This is a genomic window from Sphingopyxis sp., assembly GCF_035944815.1.
Taxonomy (GTDB): Bacteria; Pseudomonadota; Alphaproteobacteria; order Sphingomonadales; family Sphingomonadaceae; genus Sphingopyxis.
This window is the reverse complement of record NZ_DASZAU010000004.1, coordinates 615,821-637,360: the sequence shown is the minus strand read 5'-3', so window position 1 is coordinate 637,360 and position 21,540 is coordinate 615,821. Positions and strand designations below refer to the sequence as shown.

Below are 21,540 nucleotides of genomic sequence, written 5' to 3'. Positions count from 1 at the left end.
CTTGAGTAACTTACCCTAAGCCTCTTCGAGAGGCTCGACAGGCGCCGCTTCGGCGCCTGTTTTGCGTCGGCGCTGGGTAAACCAGATCGCAAAGATCGAAACTTCGTAGAGCAGGATCAGCGGCACCGCGAGCAGGAATTGGCTGAGGATGTCGGGTGGCGTCGCAACCGCAGCGATCGCAAAGGCCGCGACGATCATATAGCGGCGCGCCGAAATGAGCTGTTCGCGGCTGACGAGACCCGCGCGCTCGATCAGCATCAAAAGGATCGGCAACAGGAATGCGATACCGAACGCCATGATGAACTGCATCGTGAAGCTCAGATAATTGCCAACCGACGGCAGCGCTTCTTGCGTCACCCCGCCGACATTCCCCTGAAAACCCAGCAGGAAGCGCAGCGCGAGCGGAATCGTGATGAAATAGGCAAAGCTGGCACCGATCGCGAACAGCACCGGTGTCGCGAACAGGAAGGGCAGCAACGCCCGCTTTTCCTGTCGATAGAGGCCCGGCGCGACGAATTTCCAGAGCTGGTTCGCAATAACGGGGAAAGCGATCATCATCGCCGAGAAGAAGGCGACCTTCACCTCGACGAAAAAAGCCTCGAACAATTGCGTATAGATGAGCTTGCCCTGCCCTGCGGCGATCAGCGGCTGGACGAGGATCGCAAAGATCGGTTTGGCGAAATAAAGGCACGCCCCAAAGGCGAGTCCTACCGCAAGCAGCGATTTCAGCAGGCGCGACCGCAATTCGACCAGATGGTCGAGCAGCGGCATCTTGCCGCCAGCGCCATCCTCGTCCGTCGGTGCTGCGGGTGTATCCTCACTCATGGCAACGGTCCGTCGCGCGGCGGCACTTCATGCGTTTCCGGCTTTTCGGGTTCGACAGCCGCACTATCCTGCGTCGGCTCTTCTTCGTTCTTCCCGGCGTTCACGGGGGTTGTCGCGGCAACCGCGTCGGGTCCTTCGACCCGCGGAAATTCGCGCATGATCGCCTCGTTCTGCTCGCGCCACTTTTTTTCGAGCTCTTCAAGCTCGGCTTCGCGCATCATCGTGTCGAGCCCGGCACGAAAATGGCGCGCCATGCCGCGCGCCTTCCCCATCCATTTACCGACGAAACGCATCGCCTTGGGAAGGTCCTTGGGGCCGATGACAACCAAGGCCACCACCACGACGAGCAGCAACTCGGTCGGCGCGACATCAAACATGAATTAAGGCTTCCCCCGCGAACGGACGACGATCAGAGCTTGTCGCGGTCGGCGGTCGGCGTCGAGATCGGGGTGGTGTCCGGCGTGCGCTGGCCTTCGATCTGCTTCGGCGCCGGGGTCGGCGTATCGTCTTCCGCCATACCCTTTTTGAAGCTTTTCAGGCCTTTTGCGACGTCGCCCATCATGTCCGAAAAACGGCCCTTGCCGAACAGCAGCAGGACGATCAGGCCCAAAACGAGCCAGTGCACGAGACTAAAGCTACCCATCTCAAATTCTCCTTGAGGCCGCTATCTAGGCTTCCTCGCCGTCTTTTACTAGGTCCAGTTCGCCCATCGCTTCCTCGAAAGCGAGATCGACCGGGTCGAGCAGACCTGCCGCGCGAAGATCGTCGATCCCCGGCAGGTCCTTGCGGCTGGTGAGGCCGAAATGTTGCAGAAACGCGTCGGTCGTCTTGTAAATCAGCGGGCGCCCGGGCACTTCGCGGCGCCCTGCCGGGGCGATCCATTCGGCCTCCATCAGCACGTCGAGCGTCCCCTTCGAGGTCTGGACCCCGCGGATCGCTTCGATTTCGGCGCGACTCACCGGCTCGTGATAGGCGACGATCGCGAGCACTTCGGCCGCCGCGCGCGACAATTTGCGCGGATCGTCGCGCTCGCGGCGAAGCAGGTGCGCGAGGTCGGCGGGCGTCTGGAAATGCCAGTGCCCGCCACGCTCGACCAGCTCGACCCCGCTCCCCGCGTGGCGCGCTGCGATCGTCTGGATGATCGCGCGAACGTCGCCCGGCGTCATCTCGTCACCTAGCCGGTTTGCGACCTGCCGCGCATCGAGCGGTTCGTCGCTGGCAAACAGCATTGCCTCTATCGCGCGTTCGAGATCGTCGATCATGCCCCCTGCCCCACAATTGCCGCTTTCAGGTAAAGCGGTTCGAAAGCCCCTTCCTGCTTCAGGTCGACGCGCCCCTGCCGCGCCAGTTCGAGCGCCGCCACGAAGCTCGACGCGATGGCCGAACGGCGCAGCGGTCCGTCATAATCCGCCGGAAGGAAATCGGAGAGCTCGGCCCAGTCGAGCTTTACGCCCAGCATCCGCTGGAGGTGATGGAGCGCCGCGTCGAGCGTGACGACGGGGCGCCGCGAGACCATATGGACCACCGGCTCGTTGCGCAGCTTGACCTGGCCATAGGCCGACAAAAGGTCGTAGAGGCTGGCATCCCAGCGCCGCACCCGCACATCGCGCAGCCCCTCCGGTTTCGCGCGCAGGAATACGTCGCGGCCGATGCGGTCGCGCGCGAGAAGCCGCGCTGCGGCCTCACGCATGGCTGCCAGCCGTTGCAACCGGAGCTGCAGGCGCAGCGCGAGTTCGTCGGGGGATGGATCCTCGAGCGGGTCTTTCGGAAGGAGGAGCGCCGATTTGAGATAGGCAAGCCACGCCGCCATCACCAGATAGTCGGCGGCGACCTCGAGCTTCAGCTCGCGCGCTTCGGCGATGAAGGTCAGATATTGCTCGACGAGCGCGAGGATCGAAATCTGCTTGAGGTCGACCTTCTGGCTCCGTGCCAGCGCCAGCAGAAGGTCGAGCGGCCCCTCCCAACTCTCGAGCGACAATCGCAGGGCATCGTCGCGTTCGGGCGCCGCCGCCACCGTTTCAAAGTCGAGTGGCAGTTCGTCCATCGACCGTCAGGCGATCGCCAGCAGCGCGTCGCGCTGATCGACCAGCGTCGCAAAGGCCCGGTCGTCGCCCGCACCGGCGATCCGGTCCATCGCACCTTCGAGTCGCGCCAGCGAGACGGTGCTTATCGGATCGAGCGCGTTCGCGATGCCGATCATATCGTCCATCTTGCCCCAGCAATTGAGCGCGATGTCGCAGCCCGCCGCAACCGCGCCGGCGGCGCGCGAGGGCACGTCGCCGGACAGCGCCTCCATATCGAGGTCGTCGCTCAGCAACAGGCCGTGGAAGCCTATGCGCTGGCGAATGACGCTGTCGATGACGACAGGCGACAGCGTCGCGGGACGATCCGCATCCCAGGCGGTAAAGACGACGTGACAGGTCATCGCCATCGCGGCGTCGCGGAGCGCGGCAAAAGGCGCCAGATCGGTCTGGAGATCGCGATCGGGCGCCGAGACTACGGGCAATTCCTTGTGCGAATCGAGCAAGGCGCGGCCGTGCCCCGGGATATGCTTGACGATGCCGACGACGCCGCCGTCCTGCAGGCCGCTCAGGATCGCGCGGCCGAGCGCGGCGACGCGCATCGGCTCGCTGCCCAGCGCGCGGTCGCCGATGACATCGCTCGCGCCCGGCTGGCGGACGTCGAGCAGCGGCAGGCAATCGACCGTAATCCCGACTTCGGACAACATCGCCGCCAGCGCCATCGCGTTGAGCCGCGCGGCCTCGATCGCGCTCGCCGGGGCACGCTCATACAGAGCATCGAACGCCGCGCCGCTCGGGAAAGCGGGCCATTCGGGCGATTTCATGCGCGCGACGCGTCCGCCTTCCTGATCGATCAGGATCGGCAGGTTCGTGCGCCCGTCGATGCCGCGCAGTTCGTCGGTCAACCGCCGCAGCTGTTCGCGATTTTCGATATTGCGCCCGAACAGGATGTAACCCGCCGGGTCGCTGTCGCGAAAGAAAGCGCGCTCGTCGTCGGTGAGGGTCAGGCCCGACAGGCCGAAAATAGCCGGTATCATCGTGCGTCAATCTCCATCGATCGCCACCCCCTCACGTGGCAATCAGGACTGGCAACATGCCATAGCGGCAGCATTGCACCAACGGAGTCTGCGGCCAAGCGGGCCGAATCAGCGGACGACGACGCAATTTTCACCGGCGACGCGCAATTTCCCGCACAAATTCGCGGCGTTGGCGGCGGTTCCGGCCGAAACGCGCAAACGATAGACGGTGCCGTTGCCGACCTTTGCCGGCGACACCGACTTGTTGAGTTCGGCCAGATAGGCGAAACGCTTCGACAAATTGGTCCACGCCTTTGCCGCGGCCGCATCGCTGCTGAACGCACCAAGCTGGATCAACGCGCCGCCCGATGCGGGCTCCGCTTTTGCTGCGGCATCGGCCGTCTTCACCGACGTGGCCGCCGGCGCGCCCTTCGCCTTGTCGGCAGGAACCGGTTTCGCGGCTTTTGCAGCGGCTGCCTTGTCCGCCGCCGCCTTCTTCGCAGCGGCTTCACGCTCCTGCGGCGTCACCGCCGGCTCTTCGGGCATGCGCGTCGGGTCGACCTTGCCCGCGGGCTCGGCGCCTTCACTGGCCGAGAAGCTGGCGTCGCCCTCGCCTTCAAAGGTTTTCGCACCGTCAGTCTTGGGCGCCACCTTGTAATCGCCCTCCTGCGCGGCGATCAGTTCGCCCTTGCCGCGCGCACCGCCATTCTGGACCCACCAGAGCCCCCCCAGCACCGCGCCGATCAGCAGCAGTCCGCCAAGCACCATGACGAGCAGGCGCGCGGGCGAAACCTCGCCGTCATCCTCGAACCCGTCGGCGGCTTCGAGCCAGGGCAGCCGGTCCTCGTCGTCGAGCCCCAGCCCTGCGTCGCCCTGCCCCGCGTCCTTCCCCTCGGCCATCAATTCATCTCCTCGAGCGCCTCAACCCCCATCAGGGACAGCCCGTTGCGGATAACCTGCCCGATTCCGTCGGCCAAATAAAGGCGCGTCGCAGTCAATTCGGGATCATTGTCGAGCACGATCCGCAAGGCAGGATCGTCGTTGCCGAGATTGTACCAGGCATGGAACGCTGCGGCGACGTCGGCCAGATAGAAGGCGATGCGGTGCGGCTCCCGCGCCGATGCCGCCGCCTCGACGATCCGCGGGAATTGCGCGAGCAATTTCACCAGCCCGAGTTCATGCGCGTTCAGTCGTGCGGGCACCGGTACCGGCAGCTCGATCCCCGCATCGACCGCTTTCTTGCGGAGGCGCGAAATCCGCGCGTTCGCATATTGCAGATACCAGACCGGATTGTCGCGCGATGCCTCGACGACCTTCGCGAAATCGAAATCCATCTGCGCGTCGGCCTTCCGCGTCAGCATGGTGAAGCGCACCGCGTCCTTGCCGACCTCCTCGACCACATCGGCGAGCGTCACGAAATTGCCCGCACGCTTCGACATCTTGAACGGCTCGCCATTTTTGAGCAGCCGGACCATCTGCACCAGCTTGACGTCGAACCGCGTCTTGCCACCGGTCAGCGCCGCCACAGCGGCCTTGATCCGCTTGACCGTTCCCGCATGGTCGGCGCCCCAAATGTCGATCAGCTCGTCGGCATTCTGGCTCTTCTGGAAATGATAGGCGAGGTCGGCGCCGAAATAGGTCCAGCTGCCGTCCGATTTCTTGATCGGACGGTCCTGATCGTCCCCGAACTGCGTCGAGCGGAACAGCGGCAGTTCGACCGGCTCCCAATCCTCGGGCGTTTCGCCCTTCGGCGCTTCGAGCTGGCCGTCGTAGACCAGATCGTGATCGCGGAGCCATTTTTCGGCGGCGGCGGGTTTGCCTTCCACCTGCAATTCGGCTTCCGACGAGAAAAGGTCGTGGTGGATGCCCAGCTTGGCGAGGTCGGCGCGGATCATATCCATCATCGCGCTGACCGCTTCGGCGCGGAACAGGCCAAGCCAGGCGCTTTCGGGCGCTCCGGCGAAACGGTCGCCATATTCGGTCGCCAGCCTGCTCGCGACCGGGATCAGATAGTCGCCGGGATAGAGCCCTTCGGGGATCGCGCCGACATCTTCGCCCAGCGCCTCGCGGTAGCGCATGTGCACCGAACGCGCGAGCACGTCGACCTGCGCGCCGGCGTCGTTGACATAATATTCGCGAATGACCTCGTGCCCGGCATATTCGAGCAAGGCCGCCAGCGCATCGCCGACAACCGCGCCGCGGCAGTGGCCGACGTGCATGGGGCCGGTCGGGTTTGCCGACACATATTCGACATTGACGCGCCGCCCCTGGCCCATCGTCGAGCGGCCATAGTCGGCACCTTCGCTGAAGATCAGCGCCAGCTCGTCACGCCAGCTATCGTCGCGAAGCCGCAGGTTGATGAACCCCGGACCCGCGACGCTCGCCTCGGTCACTTCGTCCAGCGCGCCTAGCTCGGCGACGAGCAGGTCGGCGAGTGCGCGCGGGTTCATGCCGGCGGGCTTGGCGAGCACCATCGCGGCGTTGGTCGCGACGTCGCCATGCGCGGGGTCGCGCGGCGGCTCGACGCTGATTGCGCTACGGTCGAGACCGGCGGGCAAGGCATCACGGGCGGCGAGCGCATCGAGCGCGGTGCCGATATGGTCGGAAAAACGGCTGAACAGGGTCACGGCACGGGCCTATCTTCGAACGGAGAAAGTCTTGCGCGCGCCCTATAACAGCTTGGCGCACGCGAAAAGCCCTGCGTCACCGGACGGCGCGCAGGGCGTGAAGAAGCGAACGGCGCCGCAGCGCCGCCGCACATCCTATCGTCGGACGTTATATTCGAGCTGCTCCTGCGTCAGCTGGAAGCCGACGAGAAGTTCGAAGCTGGCACGCTGCACCGCCGCGCGGACTTCGGGAAGGCTCAGCGGATCGACGGCAGCATCCTGATCGCCGGCCTTGCGGCGACGGGTGATGCGCTCCTGAATATCGGCAGGCAGCGTCGCCGCCGCACGATCGACATAGGCCGACGCCTGCGCGCGCCCCGTACCGCGGACCTGTCCGTCGGGGAAGGTCACCGTCACATTGCCGAGCCGTTTTGCGACGACGGCGGTGCCGCCCTGCAGCACGGTTGCATAATAGGGCAGCGTGATCGTGCGCGCCGGACCGGCATCGCGGCGCGTCGCCACGACATCGAAATTCACGAGCTGATAAACCTTCTCGCCGCCCGTATCGTTGCACTGGGGCACGACATTGGTCACCGCCGCGACAACATCGATCGCACGTGCGTCGCGACTGGTCGCCGGATCGAACAGCGTCACGTCGCCCGTGTGCAGCGGCACCGCTACCGCGGGGCACGCGCTGCGCGTCGCGGTGATGCCGACCCCGCCGCTGACGTCGATTTCATTGTCTTTCGCACAGCCCGCCACCGTCGCCATGGCCGCCGTTCCGCACAGCACGGTCAGGAATTTACGCGACGGGAACGAAATGGGCATCATGATAATCGGGCTTTCCAAACAGGCGCATCGACAGGCATCGGAACAATGATCCCGCTTCATGCGCGCCGCTTCTTATCGGTGCGATGAACAAGGCGCAACAAAGACGAAGCCGCTTTACCCCAATGGTCGTGCTGCGCTAGAGCGCCCGCATTATGAACGCTCCCCATCCGATGACGCCCCGGCAAGACGGCGAAGCGGCAGAACTCAGGGTTTTGATCGCCGCACCGCGCGGTTTTTGCGCCGGCGTCGACCGGGCGATCCGCATCGTCGAGCTGGCGCTGCAGAAATATGGCGCGCCGGTCTATGTCCGCCACGAAATCGTCCACAACCGCTATGTCGTGGATTCGCTGAAAGCGAAGGGAGCGACATTCGTCGAATCGCTCGATCAGGTCCCCGACGACGTGCCGGTGGTATTCAGCGCGCACGGCGTTCCCAAAGCGGTGCCCGCCAAAGCCGAGATGCGCGGACTCGACTATATCGACGCGACCTGCCCGCTCGTGTCGAAGGTGCACCGTCAGGCCGAACGCGCGCATGAGGCCGGGCGCCATATCGTCTTTGTCGGTCATGCCGGCCATCCCGAGGTCATCGGAACGCTTGGCCAACTGCCCGAAGGCGCAATGACGCTCGTCGAATCGGTCGACGATGTCGCGGCTCTGTCGCCGCCCGATCCCGAAATGCTTTCCTTCCTGACCCAGACGACGCTCTCGGTCGACGACACGCGCGACATCATCGCGGCGCTTCAGCATCGCTTCCCCGCGATCAGCGGCCCGCGCGGCGAAGATATCTGCTACGCGACCTCGAACCGTCAGGAAGCGGTCAAGGCGATAGCGGGCGAATGCGACCGCATGATCGTGATCGGGGCGCCCAACAGCTCGAACAGCCTCCGCCTCGTCGAGGTTGCGGAGCGGCTCGGGACCCCGGCCCATCTCGTCCAGCGCGGGGTCGATATCGATCCCGCATGGCTCGCCGATATCGGCACCCTCGGCATCACGGCGGGCGCAAGCGCGCCCGAAACGCTGGTCCGCGAAGTGATCGACGCCGTCGCTCAGCATCGGCAGATCGTCGAGCAGGTCGTCGTGACCGCCGAGGAGAATATGATCTTCAAGCTGCCGCGCGGGCTCGAACCGGCGGACGCCTGATGGCGGTTTATACGCACGTCGAACCGGGCGACCTTGCCGCGCTGGTATCGCGCTACGACATCGGCACGGTCGTGTCGTGCAAGGGCATCGCCGAAGGCGTCGAGAACAGCAACTTCCTGCTCGAAACCACCGGCGGCCGTTTCATCCTGACGCTCTACGAGAAGCGCGTCAGCGAGGGCGACCTGCCCTTTTTCGTCGATCTGCTCAATCATCTTGCGGCGAGCGGCTCCCCCGTTCCGGCGATGCTGCGCGACCGCGAAGGCGTCGCGATCCAGCGGATTTCGGGTCGCGCGGCCTGCGTCATCCAGTTCCTTCCCGGCATTTCGCTGACCCAGCCGACGCCCGCGCAGTGCGAAGCGGCGGGCGCTGCGCTCGGCGCGATGCACCGCGCCCTCGAAGGCTACACCGGCGCGCGCGAAAACAGCATGGGCCATCGCCACTGGCGCGGCGTCGCCGAGGCAACGGGCGATCTCGACCAGGTGCTGCCCGGTCTCCAGGCGATCGTCGATACCGAACTCGCCTGGCTCGACGCAAATTGGCCGACCGACCTGCCCGCGCATGTCATTCACGCCGACCTGTTTCCCGACAATGTGCTGATGCTCGGCGATCGGGTCACCGGGCTGATCGACTTCTATTTCGCGGCGAGCGATTTTCGCGCCTACGACCTTGTCATCACCCACGCTTCCTGGGCTTTTTCGGCCGACGGCGGGCACTGCGATCCGGCGCGCGCGCAGGCCCTGATGCGCGGATACGCAAGCCAGGTCACGCTGACCGCCGCGGAAGTCGCCGCCCTTCCCCTCCTCGCCCGCGGCGCCTCACTCCGCTTCCTGCTGACGCGGGCGCATGACTGGGTGCATACGCCCGCCGATGCGCTGGTGACGCGGAAGGATCCCTCGCCTTTTCTGGCTCGCCTGCAACGCTACAGCGCGGACGACGCTGCCAGCCTGTTCGCCGTCGCATGACCGAAAATAGCGGCAAGACCGTGATCGTCGCGACCGATGGCGCGTGCAAGGGCAACCCCGGCCCCGGCGGCTGGGGCGCGGTGCTGCGCTGGGGCGACGTCGTCAAGACGCTGTCGGGTGGCGAACCCGACACGACGAACAATCGCATGGAATTGATGGCGGCGATCGAGGCGCTCGCTGCGCTCAAGCGCAGCTGCAACGTCGAACTGTCGACCGACAGCGTCTATGTGCGCGACGGCATCACCAAATGGGTTTTCGGCTGGCAGAAGAATGGCTGGAAAACCGCGGCCAAAAAGCCGGTCGCCAATGCCGACCTGTGGCAGCGCCTCGTCAAGGAAAACGCCCGGCACAAAGTCGAGTGGATCTGGGTCAAGGGCCATGCGGGGCATGGCGATAACGAGATCGCGGACCAGCTCGCCAGCGATGCCGCGTTGAAAGTGGCGCGGGCGCGCTGAACGCCCGCGCCCTGTCATGCCTCGTCGCGGACTTCGGCGCCCGGGCCGTTTTTCAGGATCGATTCAATGGCATTTTTGGCCGACGCCTTGCTCGAATAGCCTTCGGTCCAGAAGATCGCTTCGCTGTTATATTTGAAATAGGCGACGAACTCGCCGGCCTTGTTTTTCTTGATCTCGAAATAGTGGGCCATGAAATCCTCCACACGACATGCCCGCGCCGGGGGTGGCGCGACGCGGCCATGTTAAGCCCTCGGATGGCTCGCGCAACCCGCTAGAAGTCTTTGGCAAAACGCGCCGGCGCATATGCGGACGGATCGATCCCGCCAATGGCTCCGCCCGGAGGCGGCGCACCGATCTGGCTGGCGAGCAGCGCCGCGATCGCCGGCGAGGTCTGGATGCCGAAGCCGCCCTGCCCCGCACACCATATGAATGCGGGCTCGGACACGTCCGCACCGAAGACGGGATTGCGGTCACGCGCGAAGCTGCGCAGCCCGGCCCATTTGCGCTCCACTGCGGCTACCGGCCAGTCGACGACCGATTGCAACCGGTCGATCGCGACCGCGACGTCATATTCTTCGGGCGCAGCATCGTGCGGCCCTGTCGGCGTTTCGTCATGCGGACTAAGCCAGATGCGTCCCTCGCTTTCGCCCTTGAAATAGAAATCGCCGGCGACATGCACGACCAGCGGCAGTTCGGCAGGGACCGGTACGCCAAGGCGAAGCTGGACCACCGTCCGACGATAGGGCTGGATGCCCAGCGGCGCGACGCCGCAGGCAGTCGCAACCTCGTCGGCCCATGCCCCGGCCGCGTTGACGATCAGCGCGGCATGGATGCGTTCCTCGCCGATCGTCACATCCCAGCCGTCGCCCGCACGCCGCGCCGAACGAAGCCGGGCGCGTGTCGCGAGCACAGCCCCGGCCTGCCGCGCGGCACGCAGATAGGCGGCGTGGAGGCGGCCGACATCGATATCGCTGCACGCGGGCTCAAAAGCCGCTTCCGTCCATTCGGGCCGAATACCGGGAATTTTCGCGGCGATTTCGGCGCGCGCGACGCGCGAAACGGCCACCCCTTTGGCGAGAAACTCGCCCGTGAAGGCGTCCACCGCCGCGGCCTCGGATCGTTGCCCCAACGTCAGTGCCGTGCGCGGAGACAGGAAACCGCGATCCGAAAAATCGGGGGCGGGATTGCTCAGCGCTTCGAAAGACACCGCCGACAGGGGCTGCACCCCGGCGCCGCCATAGCTTTCGTGCCAGAATGCGGCGGACCGTCCGGTCGCATGATAACCGGGCGCTTCCTCGGCCTCGACCAGCAGGACGCGGCGCCACGGCGCAAGCGCTGCTGCCAGGCTCGCGCCGGCTATGCCCGCACCGACAATCAGTACGTCAGTGGCAGAGGGCGGCTTGTCGATCATGCCCGCCGCATATCGGCTGCCCCGGCGAATGCAAGCCGCGCCGCGCGGCCGACGACATGGTTACTCTTTGGTAAGCCATAATCCGTAGAAGCGGGCCGATGGATAACGGCACAATCTCGCTTGGCCTGATGGCCATACTTGGCCTGATGATGATTGCCGCGGCGATCAGCGACCTTCGGTCGCGGTCGATCTCGAACGAACTCAACGCGGCGATCGCGCTGCTCGCGATCCCCTTCTGGATCGCCAGCGGCCTCGGCTTGTGGCCCGACGCCGCGATCCAGTTTGGCGCCGCTTTTGCAGTGTTTCTGGTTTTTGCCGGATTGTTCGCGATCGGCGCGATGGGCGGCGGCGATGTAAAAATGATCGGCGCGGTGATGCTCTGGATCCCGCTCCCGCTGTTTCTGCCGATGCTGATGGTCATGGCCATCGGGGGCGGCATCCTGTCGGCTGTGATGCTTATCCATATGAAATTGCGCCCTTCGGACAAGCCGGTCGAGGTTCCCTACGGGGTTGCCATCGCCGCGGCGGGCCTTTGGGCGCTTCACCAACAATATCTTAACCAGTTTCAGGCTATCGGTTCGGCCTGAGGGCAAGCACCGCCGTTTCCGGTTGGTGCAGGAGGCGAAAAATCGTCATGGATACGCGAAAGATAATGCTGATTGTCGGCGCACTGGTCATTGCGATCGGTGCGGCGTTCGGGGTCAACCAGATGATGCGCGGCGCATCGGCTCCGCCGGCTCGCGCAGCCGCAGCACCGGAAATCACCGGCCCGATGATCCTTGTTGCGACACGGCAGCTGCCGGTCGGCACGATCATCGGTCCCGACAGCTTCCGGTTTCAGCCTTGGCCGAAGGAATTGGTCGAGAAGGCCTATTTCCTGAAAGACAAGACCGACGTGAACACGCTGGTCGGCACCGTCGTCCGTTATCCGATCACTGCTGGACAGCCGCTGACGCAGGGCGCGCTCGTTCATCCGGACGATCGCGGCTTCCTCGCAGCGGCGCTTGGCCCGGGCATGCGTGCCGTGACGGTCAAGGTCAGCCAGGAACAGGGTGTCGCCGGTTTCGTCTTCCCCGGCGACCGCGTCGACGTGCTGCTCGCCCAGACCATCGAGGTCAAAGAAGGCAGCTCCTATCCCGACGAACAGCTCTTCACCGCCGAAACCATCGTACGCAACGTTCGCGTGCTCGCCACCGACCAGCGCTACGATGCCGAGGATGAAACCGGCAAGACCCCGGTTCGCACCTTCGGCTCGGTAACGCTCGAAGCGACGCCCGAACTCGCCGAACGCATCGCGGTCGCACAGAGCATGGGCAAATTGTCGCTCGCGCTGCGTCCGCTCGCGGAAAGCACCGGCGAACTCGAAGCCGCCATCGCATCGGGCGACGTCAATGTTCCGGAAAAGGGTGGTGCCGCTGCCGAACGCCGCATGTTGGCGCAGGCGCAAGCCCGTCCCACGACCGCCAAGTCGGCGACCACCGGCGGTGACGTGTCGCGCTTCTGGGTTCCCGTTGGCGGCCGCGTCGGCGGCGGCGGGCGGCAGCAGCCGCTGGTAAGCAGTGCTCCGGTTTCGCCGGGGCCGGGTAATGGATCGGCGCTCGGTAACGGACCGGTCGTTCGCGTGACGCGCGGCGACAAGGTTACCGACGTTCCGGTTGGGGGTAAGTAACATGAACAGCAAAGCCAATTTCAAGGCAGCGGCCCTGGCCCGCACCCTGGCCATCGGCCTCGTTGCAGCCGCGCTGGTGTCGGCGCCGTCGCAGCAGGCCGCAGCACAGGCATCGCAGAATGCAAGCAGCAGCATCGACCTGTCGGTCGGCCGCGGCCGCCTGATCAGCCTCCCGGCTTCGATGTCCGACGTGTTCGTCGCCGACGACAAGGTCGCCGACGTGCAGGTTCGCTCGGGTCGCCAGCTCTATATCTTCGGCAAGGCGCCGGGCGAAACCAGCATCTATGCCACCGATGCCAGCGGCCGGGTCGTCTATTCGACCGTCGCCCGCGTCGGCAACAATATCGAAACGATCGACCAGATGCTGTCGCTCGCAATGCCCGAAGCAAGCATCTCGGCCAACACGATGAACGGCTTCGTGCTGCTCACCGGTACGGTTCAGTCGCCCGACGACGTCGCCGAAGCCGAGCTGCTGGTTCAGGCCTTTGTCGGCGAAGGCACGAAAGTCCTCTCGCGCCTTCGCACCGCGACGCCGCTTCAGGTCAATTTGCAGGTCCGCATCGCCGAAGTGAACCGGACGCTGGTCAAGGAAATCAGCGGCAACCTGTTGACGCGCGACCGCGACGGTCCGCTCGGCAACGGCTTCCTGGGCGGTGTGTTCGGCGGCCGGTCGGCCGGTGAAATCACCTACCCCAATGCGCCGACGGCTATTTTCCCGCCGAACACGGTGCCGACGCCGTACAATCCGATTACCGGACAACCGATCAACAGCACCACGTTCGGTACCTCCTACGGCATCTCGACGCCGGCAGGTATCCGCAGCATCGCCGGCGCCGGCCGCCTGTTCGGCCTCGACCTGATCGCCTCGCTCGACATGGGCGAACGCTCGGGCATGGTGGTGACGCTTGCGCAGCCGAACCTGACCGCGATTTCGGGCGAAACCGCCGACTTCCTCGCCGGCGGCGAATTCCCGATCCCGATCCCCGGCAACCTGGCCGGCACGACGATCGAATATCGCAAATATGGCGTCAGCCTCGCTTATACGCCGACCGTGATGTCGAACGGCCGCATCAGCCTGCGCGTTCGCCCCGAAGTGTCCGAACTGTCGACCGAAGGCGCGATCGAGATGGAGGGTTTTCAGATCCCCGCGCTCACGATCCGCCGCGCCGAAACGACGGTCGAACTCGGTTCGGGCGAAAGCTTCATGATCGCGGGCCTGATGAACAATCGTTCGATCGGCGCGATCGACAAGATGCCCGGCCTCGGCGACGTGCCGCTGCTCGGCACCCTGTTCAAATCCGACAATTTCCGCCGCGGCGAGACCGAACTGGTGATCGTGGTGACGCCCTATCTCGTCAACCCGGTATCGGCGAACGAGATCAAGCTGCCGACCGACGCCTACCAGAATTCGAACGACATCGCCCGCCTCCTGCTCAACCAGGAAAGCAACGGCGTAACCGGCGGCGACCGGCCGAAGCCGCGGCTCGACACGAATGTCGGCGATGCGGATCGCCCGCGAGGCACGGGTAACGGCGACGCGTCGCCCGGCTTCAGCATCAAGTGACGCGCTGGATTTCAGGAGCAAAGTGATGAAGAAAATCGCAACTTGGACGATCCTCGCGCTGGCCACCTCGCTCGCCGGATGCACGGGCGCAGCGTACAACAACACCAGCCTGGATTCGGTGCACCAGCCCGTCGTGCGCAACAATATCTACCAGTTCGACGTCGCACTCTCGAATGGCGAACTCGCGCCCAGCGAACAGGGCCGCCTGCAGGGCTGGCTCGACGCGATGGGCGTCCGCTACGGCGACCGCGTCGCGATCGAGGATCCTTCCGTCTATGGCTCCAGCTCGGCGCAGGCGACCGTCCGTTCGATGATCGGACGCCGCGGGCTGCTCCTGAACGACGAGGCCCCGGTGACCACCGGCGTCGTGCCGCAGGGTCATATGCGCGTCGTCGTCACACGCGCCACCGCCTCGGTGCCGGGTTGCCCCAATTGGGACAGCAAATCGGCGATCAACATCACCAACTCGACCTCGTCCAACTACGGGTGCGCGACCAACAGCAACCTCGCTGCGATGGTCGCCGATCCCAATGACCTGATCAAGGGCGCGCGCAACGACCGGACCGACCCGTCGGCCGCAACGCGCGCGATCAAGACCTATCGCGAAAAACCGCAGACCGGTGCCGGCGACCTCAAATCGTCCGCGACCAGCAAGGAGGACAGCCAGTGAACGCCCCCTTCAAAATGGCCGGACTGCGTGACCCCTTCAACGCCTTCGTCTGTGACGACGATACGCTGGAGTTGATCCGGGTCGCCGCCAACGACATGGGTTGGCCGATCGAAAAATGTAACAAGGGCGGCCTGCGCAATGCCGTGCAGTCGCTCTCGGTTTCCGCCAGCCCGAACATCCTGTTCGTCGACATGTCGGAATCGGGCGATCCGATCAACGACATCAACGCGCTCGCCGAGGTGTGCGAGCCCGGCACGGTCGTGATCGCCGCCGGCCAGGTGAACGACGTTCGCCTGTACCGCGATCTCCTGTCGAGCGGGATCCAGGACTATTTGCTGAAGCCGCTGTCGCTCGAACAGGTGCGCGAATCGCTGACGATGGCGCAGGCCATGCTGTCCGCGCCGAAACATGCCGACATGCACGACGACAAACCGCATCACATGATGGCAGTCGTCGGCGTTCGCGGCGGCGTGGGCGCGTCGCTGGTATCGACGTCGCTCGCGTGGGCGATCAGCGAACAGGCAGGACGCCAGACGGCGCTGCTCGACCTCGACGTCCACTTCGGCACCGGCGCGCTGACGCTCGACCTCGAACCTGGTCGCGGCCTGATCGACGCGATCGACAATCCCAGCCGAATCGACGGCCTGTTTATCGAGCGTGCGATGGTGCGCGCGTCGGACAAGCTCAGCCTGCTGTCGGCCGAAGCGCCGATCCACCAACCTGTGATGACCGACGGCTCCGCCTTCTTCCAGCTGGAAGAGGAGTTGCGGGGCGCGTTCGAAATGACGATCGTCGACATCCCGCGCCAGGTTCTCATCCCCTTCCCGCACCTTGTGTCGGAAGCGGGCACGATCCTGCTGGTCAGCGACGTGACGCTCGCCGCGGCGCGCGATACGATCCGCCTGCTGTCGTGGTTCAAGCAGAATGTTCCCGGCGCTCGCGTCGTGCTGGTTGCCAACAAGTTCCAGAACGCGGTCGGCGAACTGTCGCGCAAGGAATTTGAATCCTCGATCGAACGCCCGATCGACATCGTCATCCCGTTCGACCCGAAAATGGTCAGCCAGTCGGCCAAGCTCGGCAAGTCCTATGCCGAAATCTGCAAAGGCACGAAATCGGCGCAGGTGTGGAACAATCTGACGCGTCTGATCCTCGACGGCGCCGACGTCGAGGCCGAAGAAGCCCAGGCCGCAACTGCCAAGGGCAAGTCGGGCGGCTCGCTGCTCGGCAAGCTTGGCCTGATGACCAAGAAGGGCGCGAAACAGGCGGTCTGACGCCCCTTATAACGGGCCGTCACTTCCACCAGCGATAGAAGCGGACATCAGCCGACCATGAATCTGTCAGTCATCCTTATCATCGCCGCGGCCTTCCTGGCCTTCGCGCTTCTCGTCGTCCTGCTTGGCGGCCCTTCGGCCGGCAAAGCAAAGACGCGGCGGCTGGCGACGGTGCGGGATCGCCACGCCGCATCCACCGAAGCCGTCGTCGCAGCGCAGATGCGCAAGACGATCCAGTCTGCCGGCGGCAAGACGGATGCAGCGCTGACCAGCCTGCTGCCGCGCCGCGACGAGTTGGAAAAGCGGATACGGCGAACCGGCAAGGGGTGGACGCTGACACAGTACATGTTCGCGTCGATGGCTCTTTTCGTCGTCGTCACCGGCGGCATGCTCGCCGTTCGCGCGCCGATGCTCATGGCTGGCCTTGTCGGCCTCATGCTCGCCCTCGGCCTGCCCTATATGGTCGTCGGTCGCGCGATCAAAAAACGCGTCGCGCAGTTCAACACCCGTTTTCCCGACGCGATCGACCTGCTCGTTCGCGGCCTGAAATCCGGCCTGCCGGTTACCGAAACGTTCCAGGTCGTCAGCCAAGAACTGCCCGGGCCCGTCGGCGAGGAGTTCAAGGGGGTCGTCGAACGCATCCGCATCGGCAACACGATGGAAGCGGCGCTGCAGGAATCGGCCGAAATGCTCGGCACGCCCGAATTCCAGTTCTTTTGCATCACCATCGCGATCCAGCGCGAAACGGGCGGCAATCTGGCGGAAACGCTCGCGAACCTGTCCGACGTGCTGCGCAAGCGCGCGCAGATGAAACTCAAGATCCGCGCCATGTCGTCGGAAGCCAAGGCATCGGCCTATATCGTCGGCGCCTTGCCCTTCTTCGTCTTCGGCGTGGTCTGGTCGATGAACCCCGATTATCTCTCGGGCTTCTTCCACGAACAACGCCTGATCATCGCCGGCATCGGCGGCCTGATCTGGATGAGCATCGGCGCCGGCATCATGGCCAAGATGATCAGCTTCGAAATCTGAAGGGGCAGAATCCGTGAACAGCAGCCTCCTTCTCTCTTCGGCCTTCACCGGGGCCCAGCGCGGCCCGTCGCTGCTTGGCGTCGACGTCGTATGGGCCGGTACGGCGCTCGCCGCAGTCGGCGTATTCGCCGTCCTGTTCGCCATTTACAGCGCGCTGACCGTCCGCAACCCGATGACAAAGCGCGTCAAGGCACTCAATGAGCGCCGCGAGCAGCTCAAGGCCGGTATCACCGCTTCGACCGCGAAACGCCGCGCCAAACTGGTCCGCAAGAACCAGCATGCCGACAAGATGCGCAGCGTGCTCGGCAAGCTGCAGGTACTGCAGGAAGAGCAGATCAAGGAAGTCCAGCAAAAGCTGGCACAGGCGGGCATCCGGTCGAAAGACCTTGCCGTTGCGGTGATCTTTGGCCGCATGGTCCTGCCCGTCGTGTTCGGCGGTGTCGCAGCCTTTCTGATCTACGGGGTCGACATGTGGCCAACGCTGACGCCGTTCAAGCGTTCGGGCTTTACCATGGCCATGCTCATCCTTGGCTATAAGGCGCCCGACCTTTTCGTGCAGAACAAGCGTACCAAGCGTACCGACGCGATCCGCAAGGGCCTTCCCGACGCGCTCGACCTGCTCGTGATCTGCGCCGAGGCCGGTCTGACCGTCGACTCCGCCTTCGCCCGTGTCTCGAAGGAACTGGGCCGCGCCTATCCCGAACTGGGCGAAGAATTCGCGTTGACGTCGATCGAACTCGGCTTCCTGACCGAACGTCGCCAGGCCTTCGAAAATCTCGCCTATCGCGTGAATCTGGAATCGGTGAAGGGCGTCGTCACGACGATGATCCAGACCGAAAAATACGGCACTCCGCTGGCCTCGGCACTGCGCGTGCTGTCGGCCGAGTTCCGCAACGAACGCATGATGCGCGCCGAAGAAAAGGCCGCGCGCCTGCCCGCGATCATGACGGTGCCGCTGATCCTGTTCATCCTGCCGGTGCTGTTTATCGTCATCCTCGGCCCCGCAGCCTGTTCGCTCAAGGATGCACTTGTCGACGCGGTCTGACGACTATCCTTCCGGGACGGCGTCGCGCCGCCCCGGAAGCACTTTCACATCACCTGCTGTTCGATCGCGCCGAAAATGCTGTGGTGCCGGTCGTCATCCATCCAGATGCGGACCGTGTCGCCCTTTTTCATGAAAGGCGTCTTTGCTTCACCCTGCTGGATCGTCTCGACCGTCCGCACTTCGGCAAGGCACGAATAGCCGACACCGCCCGCTGCAACCGGTTTGCCGGGGCCGCCGTCGGCGCCGCGGTTCGACACCGTTCCCGACCCGATGATCGTGCCCGCGCCGAGGTCGCGCGTCCTGGCCGCGTGGGCGATCAGCGCGCCGAAATCGAAGGTCATGTCGACGCCGGCATCGGCGCGCCCGAGCGCCTCGCCATTGAAATCGACCGACAGCGTGCCGTGGAGCTTGCCATCTTTCCAGCGCTCTCCGAGCGATTCGGGTGTCACGAAAACCGGCGACATCGCGCTCGACGGTTTCGACTGGAAAAAGCCGAACCCCTTGGCGAGCTCGCCCGGGATCAGCCCGCGCAGCGACACATCGTTCGTGAGCCCAACGAGCAGGATCTTGTCGCGCGCTGCGACGGGATCGATACCGGCGGGCACGTCGCCCGTCACGACGACGATTTCGGCCTCCATGTCGCATCCCCACGCCGGGTCTGCGAGCGGGATGGGATCGCGGGGGCCGAGGAAGGCGTCGCTGCCGCCCTGATACATCAGCGGATCGTGCCAGAAGCTGTCGGGCATTTCGGCGCCCCGCGCCTGCCGCACCAGCGCGACATGGTTCACATAGGCGCTGCCGTCGGCCCATTGATATGCGCGCGGCAGCGGCGATGCCGCATCGCGTTCATGGAAGCGCTCCTTCGGGATCGCATCATGGTTCAGGTCTTCGGCCAGCGCTGCGAGACGCGGCGCGGCATAAGCCCAGTTATCGAGCGCGGCCTGCAACGTCGGCACGATCTGGCCCGCATCGGCGTACCAGGCGAGATCGTCCGACACGACGACCAGACGTCCGTCGCGACCCTGTTTGAGCGAAGCTAGTTTCACGAATTTTCCTTTGCATGACGACGCGGCCGAACCGCGATCGCATCAAAGGAGCGAGTTCAGCGCGACGTCGTGATCGATGCGAAACAGGTAAAGCCGCTCTGCCCCGCCTGCAAGCGCCGGATATATTGAAGATAGGCCTGCGACTGGTTGTAGGTCGCGCCGGGCAGCGTCTGGCCGCGAAACGCCCGTTTCACTTCTTCTCCGGTAAAGGGGCGGGGGGCCCCCGGAAAAGCGCCCTTCGTGCCCGCGGGAACCAGATTGCCCTTGGGATCGATGAACTTGCCTGCCGCCGTCGGTGCCGGAACCGGAATCTGGCAATTCATCACCGACACCGCCGTCTGCGCGAAAGCCGGGCGGATGGTCAGCGCGGCCGACACGCCGACCGCGCCCAGCGCCAGCATCTTGCGCCGTGTCGGGATGGTTTCTTCCGTTTCCGCCGGGTTGCCGGCGGGAATGTCGCTCTTTTCCATGACGCGCGCATAACCCAATGAGCCGGCAAGGAAAAGCAAAAGACCAGAGCCAGTGCGCGGCTTCCCGCTTTGGGACATTCGCGGGGCGGAGGTTAATCACCGTAAACAGCCTTGCGAATCCCGCTCGCTTCGTGCGACGCATCGCGGCGATGTTCGACCGCCTCTCCAGCCTCGTTATCGCGCTGACGCTGGTCGCCATCGCGGCGATCTTTGCGACGCTGTCCGGAGGCGACCCGTTGTCGATCGCGATCATGGCGCTGGCGGGCTTCATCGCGGCCGCAACCGTTTACAGCGCGCTTCCGGCCCCGCTCCCCGATGCAAAGGACAACGCCGCGCAACCCACCGTCGCACCGATGCCCTCGCTGTTGCGCCATCCCGATTTCGCGCATTGGGTCGACCAGGAAAAGGAACCTTTGCTCGGTATCGCCGACAATATCGTCACCATCGCCAACGACGCGGCGATCCGCCTGCTCGGCCGGCACATCGTCGGCGCCGACGTCCGCACCGCGATCCGCCACCCTGCGGCGACCGACCGGCTGTCACGGATCGACGACGGCACGCCATTCGAAATGGTGAATCTCGTCGATTTCCCGCGCCCCGGGGCGCGGTGGACAATGCGGATCGCCGCCTTGTCGGGCCGCGAATATATCGTGTTCCTGTCCGACCGGTCGGAAATCGACGCCGCCGACCGGATGCGCTCCGATTTCGTCGCCAACGCCAGCCATGAACTGCGCACGCCGCTCGCCGCGATCCTTGGCTATGTCGAAACGCTGCAGGACATGAACGGCGAGACCGACGGACCGACGCGCAGCCGTTTCCTGTCGATCATCCACCGCGAGGCGGGACGGATGCAGCAACTGGTCATCGACCTTCTGTCGATCTCGCGCGTCGAGGCCGACCGCTTCCGCCGCCCGACAACGCCGGTCGACCTGACCGCGATCGTCGGGACGACCATCACACAGCTTCGCGACAGCGAACAGGCGCGGGCAAAAGATATCGTCGCAAAGCTGGGCGACGAGCCGCAGCCGATGCTGGGTGACGAAGCGCAATTGGGGCAGCTTGCGCACAACATCATCTCGAACGCGATGAAATATGGCCACGCAGGCACCCCGGTGACGGTCGAGCTGGCGCGCGAGGGCCGCCGGGTCCGGCTGTCGGTCAGCGACGAGGGCGACGGCATCGCGCCCGATCACCTGCCGCGCCTCACCGAACGTTTCTATCGCGTCGACGAGGCGCGCAGCCGCTCGGTCGGCGGCACAGGGCTCGGCCTCGCGATCGTCAAGCACATCGGCGAACGCCATCAGGGGCAACTCGATATCGCGAGCGAAGTCGGCAAGGGAACGCAGGTTTCGGTGACTTTTCCGCTCCGCAGCGACGGCTGAAAATGAGCGGGCAAAAAACGCGACTCCTTGCCGAACCTTGACTTTTCGAACCGGAAGGCCCATCTTCATCGGGCTATCGTCGCCTGCGACGGATTTTTTTGCCTGATTGGCGGACACTTCCATCTTCA

At 64.8% G+C, this 21,540-nt stretch carries 24 protein-coding genes; 11 read left to right on the top strand and 13 right to left on the bottom strand.

Annotation, left to right across the window (positions count from 1 at the left end):
• Positions 1–15: 15 nt before the first annotated feature.
• The 9 genes from tatC to VGU00_RS08300 form a co-directional block, all read right to left on the bottom strand.
• Positions 16–825: a twin-arginine translocase subunit TatC gene (gene tatC, locus VGU00_RS08340; protein WP_327467366.1), complete on the bottom strand. Its 810-nt coding sequence runs from the start codon at positions 823–825 to the stop codon at positions 16–18.
• Positions 822–1,202 (bottom strand): Sec-independent protein translocase protein TatB, encoded by a 381-nt coding sequence (tatB, locus tag VGU00_RS08335; RefSeq protein WP_327467364.1) that lies wholly within the window; start codon positions 1,200–1,202, stop codon positions 822–824. Before tatB ends, tatC begins: the two co-directional genes overlap by 4 nt.
• 32 nt (positions 1,203–1,234) lie before the next feature.
• Positions 1,235–1,468: a twin-arginine translocase TatA/TatE family subunit gene (locus VGU00_RS08330; RefSeq protein WP_327467362.1), complete on the bottom strand. Its 234-nt coding sequence runs from the start codon at positions 1,466–1,468 to the stop codon at positions 1,235–1,237.
• Positions 1,469–1,493: 25 nt separating this feature from the next.
• Positions 1,494–2,087 (bottom strand): SMC-Scp complex subunit ScpB, encoded by a 594-nt coding sequence (scpB, locus tag VGU00_RS08325; RefSeq protein ID WP_327467360.1) that lies wholly within the window; start codon positions 2,085–2,087, stop codon positions 1,494–1,496.
• Positions 2,084–2,869, bottom strand: a complete 786-nt coding sequence (locus VGU00_RS08320) for a ScpA family protein (protein WP_327467358.1) — start codon at positions 2,867–2,869, stop codon at positions 2,084–2,086. Before VGU00_RS08320 ends, scpB begins: the two co-directional genes overlap by 4 nt.
• A 6-nt stretch (positions 2,870–2,875) precedes the next feature.
• Complete coding sequence (gene nagZ / locus VGU00_RS08315) at positions 2,876–3,883, bottom strand: beta-N-acetylhexosaminidase (protein WP_327467356.1); 1,008 nt, start codon at positions 3,881–3,883, stop codon at positions 2,876–2,878.
• A 108-nt stretch (positions 3,884–3,991) separates the two neighbouring features.
• Positions 3,992–4,762 (bottom strand): SPOR domain-containing protein, encoded by a 771-nt coding sequence (locus VGU00_RS08310; protein ID WP_327467354.1) that lies wholly within the window; start codon positions 4,760–4,762, stop codon positions 3,992–3,994.
• Entirely contained in the window at positions 4,762–6,489 is a 1,728-nt protein-coding gene (argS, locus tag VGU00_RS08305; RefSeq protein ID WP_327467352.1) for an arginine--tRNA ligase, read from the bottom strand. The genes VGU00_RS08310 and argS overlap by 1 nt, the downstream gene beginning before the upstream one ends.
• Before the next feature lie 135 nt (positions 6,490–6,624).
• Complete coding sequence (locus tag VGU00_RS08300) at positions 6,625–7,299, bottom strand: hypothetical protein (RefSeq protein WP_327467351.1); 675 nt, start codon at positions 7,297–7,299, stop codon at positions 6,625–6,627.
• 170 nt (positions 7,300–7,469) lie between these two features.
• On the opposite strand from VGU00_RS08300, the gene ispH reads away from it, so the two are divergent.
• From ispH to rnhA, 3 genes are read left to right on the top strand one after another with little or no spacing between them, the layout of a single operon-like run.
• Entirely contained in the window at positions 7,470–8,438 is a 969-nt protein-coding gene (gene ispH / locus VGU00_RS08295) for a 4-hydroxy-3-methylbut-2-enyl diphosphate reductase (RefSeq protein ID WP_327467349.1), read from the top strand.
• Positions 8,438–9,400 (top strand): homoserine kinase, encoded by a 963-nt coding sequence (gene thrB / locus VGU00_RS08290; protein ID WP_327467347.1) that lies wholly within the window; start codon positions 8,438–8,440, stop codon positions 9,398–9,400. The genes ispH and thrB overlap by 1 nt, the downstream gene beginning before the upstream one ends.
• Positions 9,397–9,855 carry a ribonuclease HI gene (gene rnhA, locus VGU00_RS08285; RefSeq protein ID WP_327467345.1) on the top strand — a complete coding sequence of 153 codons (459 nt, stop codon included), beginning with the start codon at positions 9,397–9,399 and terminating at the stop codon, positions 9,853–9,855. Before thrB ends, rnhA begins: the two co-directional genes overlap by 4 nt.
• Before the next feature lie 14 nt (positions 9,856–9,869).
• Here rnhA and VGU00_RS08280 read toward each other — a convergent pair whose 3' ends face one another.
• The gene (locus tag VGU00_RS08280) at positions 9,870–10,046 is read right to left on the bottom strand and encodes a YegP family protein (RefSeq protein ID WP_082665147.1); all 177 of its coding nucleotides are present in this window, start codon (positions 10,044–10,046) and stop codon (positions 9,870–9,872) included.
• Between the two features lie 80 nt (positions 10,047–10,126).
• Positions 10,127–11,266: an FAD-dependent oxidoreductase gene (locus VGU00_RS08275; RefSeq protein ID WP_327467338.1), complete on the bottom strand. Its 1,140-nt coding sequence runs from the start codon at positions 11,264–11,266 to the stop codon at positions 10,127–10,129.
• A gap of 98 nt (positions 11,267–11,364) precedes the next feature.
• Here VGU00_RS08275 and VGU00_RS08270 point away from each other — a divergent pair, with 98 nt between their 5' ends.
• The 7 genes from VGU00_RS08270 to VGU00_RS08240 are packed head-to-tail and all read left to right on the top strand — an operon-like array spanning position 11,365 to position 18,514.
• Entirely contained in the window at positions 11,365–11,853 is a 489-nt protein-coding gene (locus tag VGU00_RS08270; protein WP_327467336.1) for an A24 family peptidase, read from the top strand.
• A 47-nt stretch (positions 11,854–11,900) separates the two neighbouring features.
• The gene (gene cpaB, locus VGU00_RS08265) at positions 11,901–12,935 is read left to right on the top strand and encodes a Flp pilus assembly protein CpaB (protein WP_327467334.1); all 1,035 of its coding nucleotides are present in this window, start codon (positions 11,901–11,903) and stop codon (positions 12,933–12,935) included.
• A gap of 1 nt (position 12,936) precedes the next feature.
• A complete protein-coding gene (locus VGU00_RS08260) occupies positions 12,937–14,499 on the top strand; it encodes a type II and III secretion system protein family protein (protein ID WP_327467332.1) in 1,563 nt (520 codons plus the stop codon).
• Positions 14,500–14,524: 25 nt separating this feature from the next.
• Complete coding sequence (locus VGU00_RS08255; RefSeq protein WP_327467330.1) at positions 14,525–15,169, top strand: CpaD family pilus assembly protein; 645 nt, start codon at positions 14,525–14,527, stop codon at positions 15,167–15,169.
• Entirely contained in the window at positions 15,166–16,440 is a 1,275-nt protein-coding gene (locus VGU00_RS08250; RefSeq protein WP_327467328.1) for a pilus assembly protein CpaE, read from the top strand. Before VGU00_RS08255 ends, VGU00_RS08250 begins: the two co-directional genes overlap by 4 nt.
• A 57-nt stretch (positions 16,441–16,497) precedes the next feature.
• On the top strand, positions 16,498–17,469 hold the full coding sequence (locus tag VGU00_RS08245) for a type II secretion system F family protein (RefSeq protein WP_327467326.1): 972 nt from the start codon (positions 16,498–16,500) through the stop codon (positions 17,467–17,469).
• 13 nt (positions 17,470–17,482) lie between these two features.
• Complete coding sequence (locus VGU00_RS08240; protein ID WP_327467324.1) at positions 17,483–18,514, top strand: type II secretion system F family protein; 1,032 nt, start codon at positions 17,483–17,485, stop codon at positions 18,512–18,514.
• A gap of 44 nt (positions 18,515–18,558) precedes the next feature.
• Here the strand turns inward: VGU00_RS08240 and VGU00_RS08235 are convergent, their stop codons facing one another.
• Entirely contained in the window at positions 18,559–19,560 is a 1,002-nt protein-coding gene (locus VGU00_RS08235) for a fumarylacetoacetate hydrolase family protein (RefSeq protein WP_327467322.1), read from the bottom strand.
• Between the two features lie 56 nt (positions 19,561–19,616).
• Positions 19,617–20,030: a hypothetical protein gene (locus VGU00_RS08230; protein WP_327467321.1), complete on the bottom strand. Its 414-nt coding sequence runs from the start codon at positions 20,028–20,030 to the stop codon at positions 19,617–19,619.
• A 131-nt stretch (positions 20,031–20,161) separates the two neighbouring features.
• On the opposite strand from VGU00_RS08230, the gene VGU00_RS08225 reads away from it, so the two are divergent.
• The gene (locus VGU00_RS08225; protein WP_327467319.1) at positions 20,162–21,412 is read left to right on the top strand and encodes an ATP-binding protein; all 1,251 of its coding nucleotides are present in this window, start codon (positions 20,162–20,164) and stop codon (positions 21,410–21,412) included.
• The last annotated feature ends 128 nt before the right edge of the window (positions 21,413–21,540 follow it).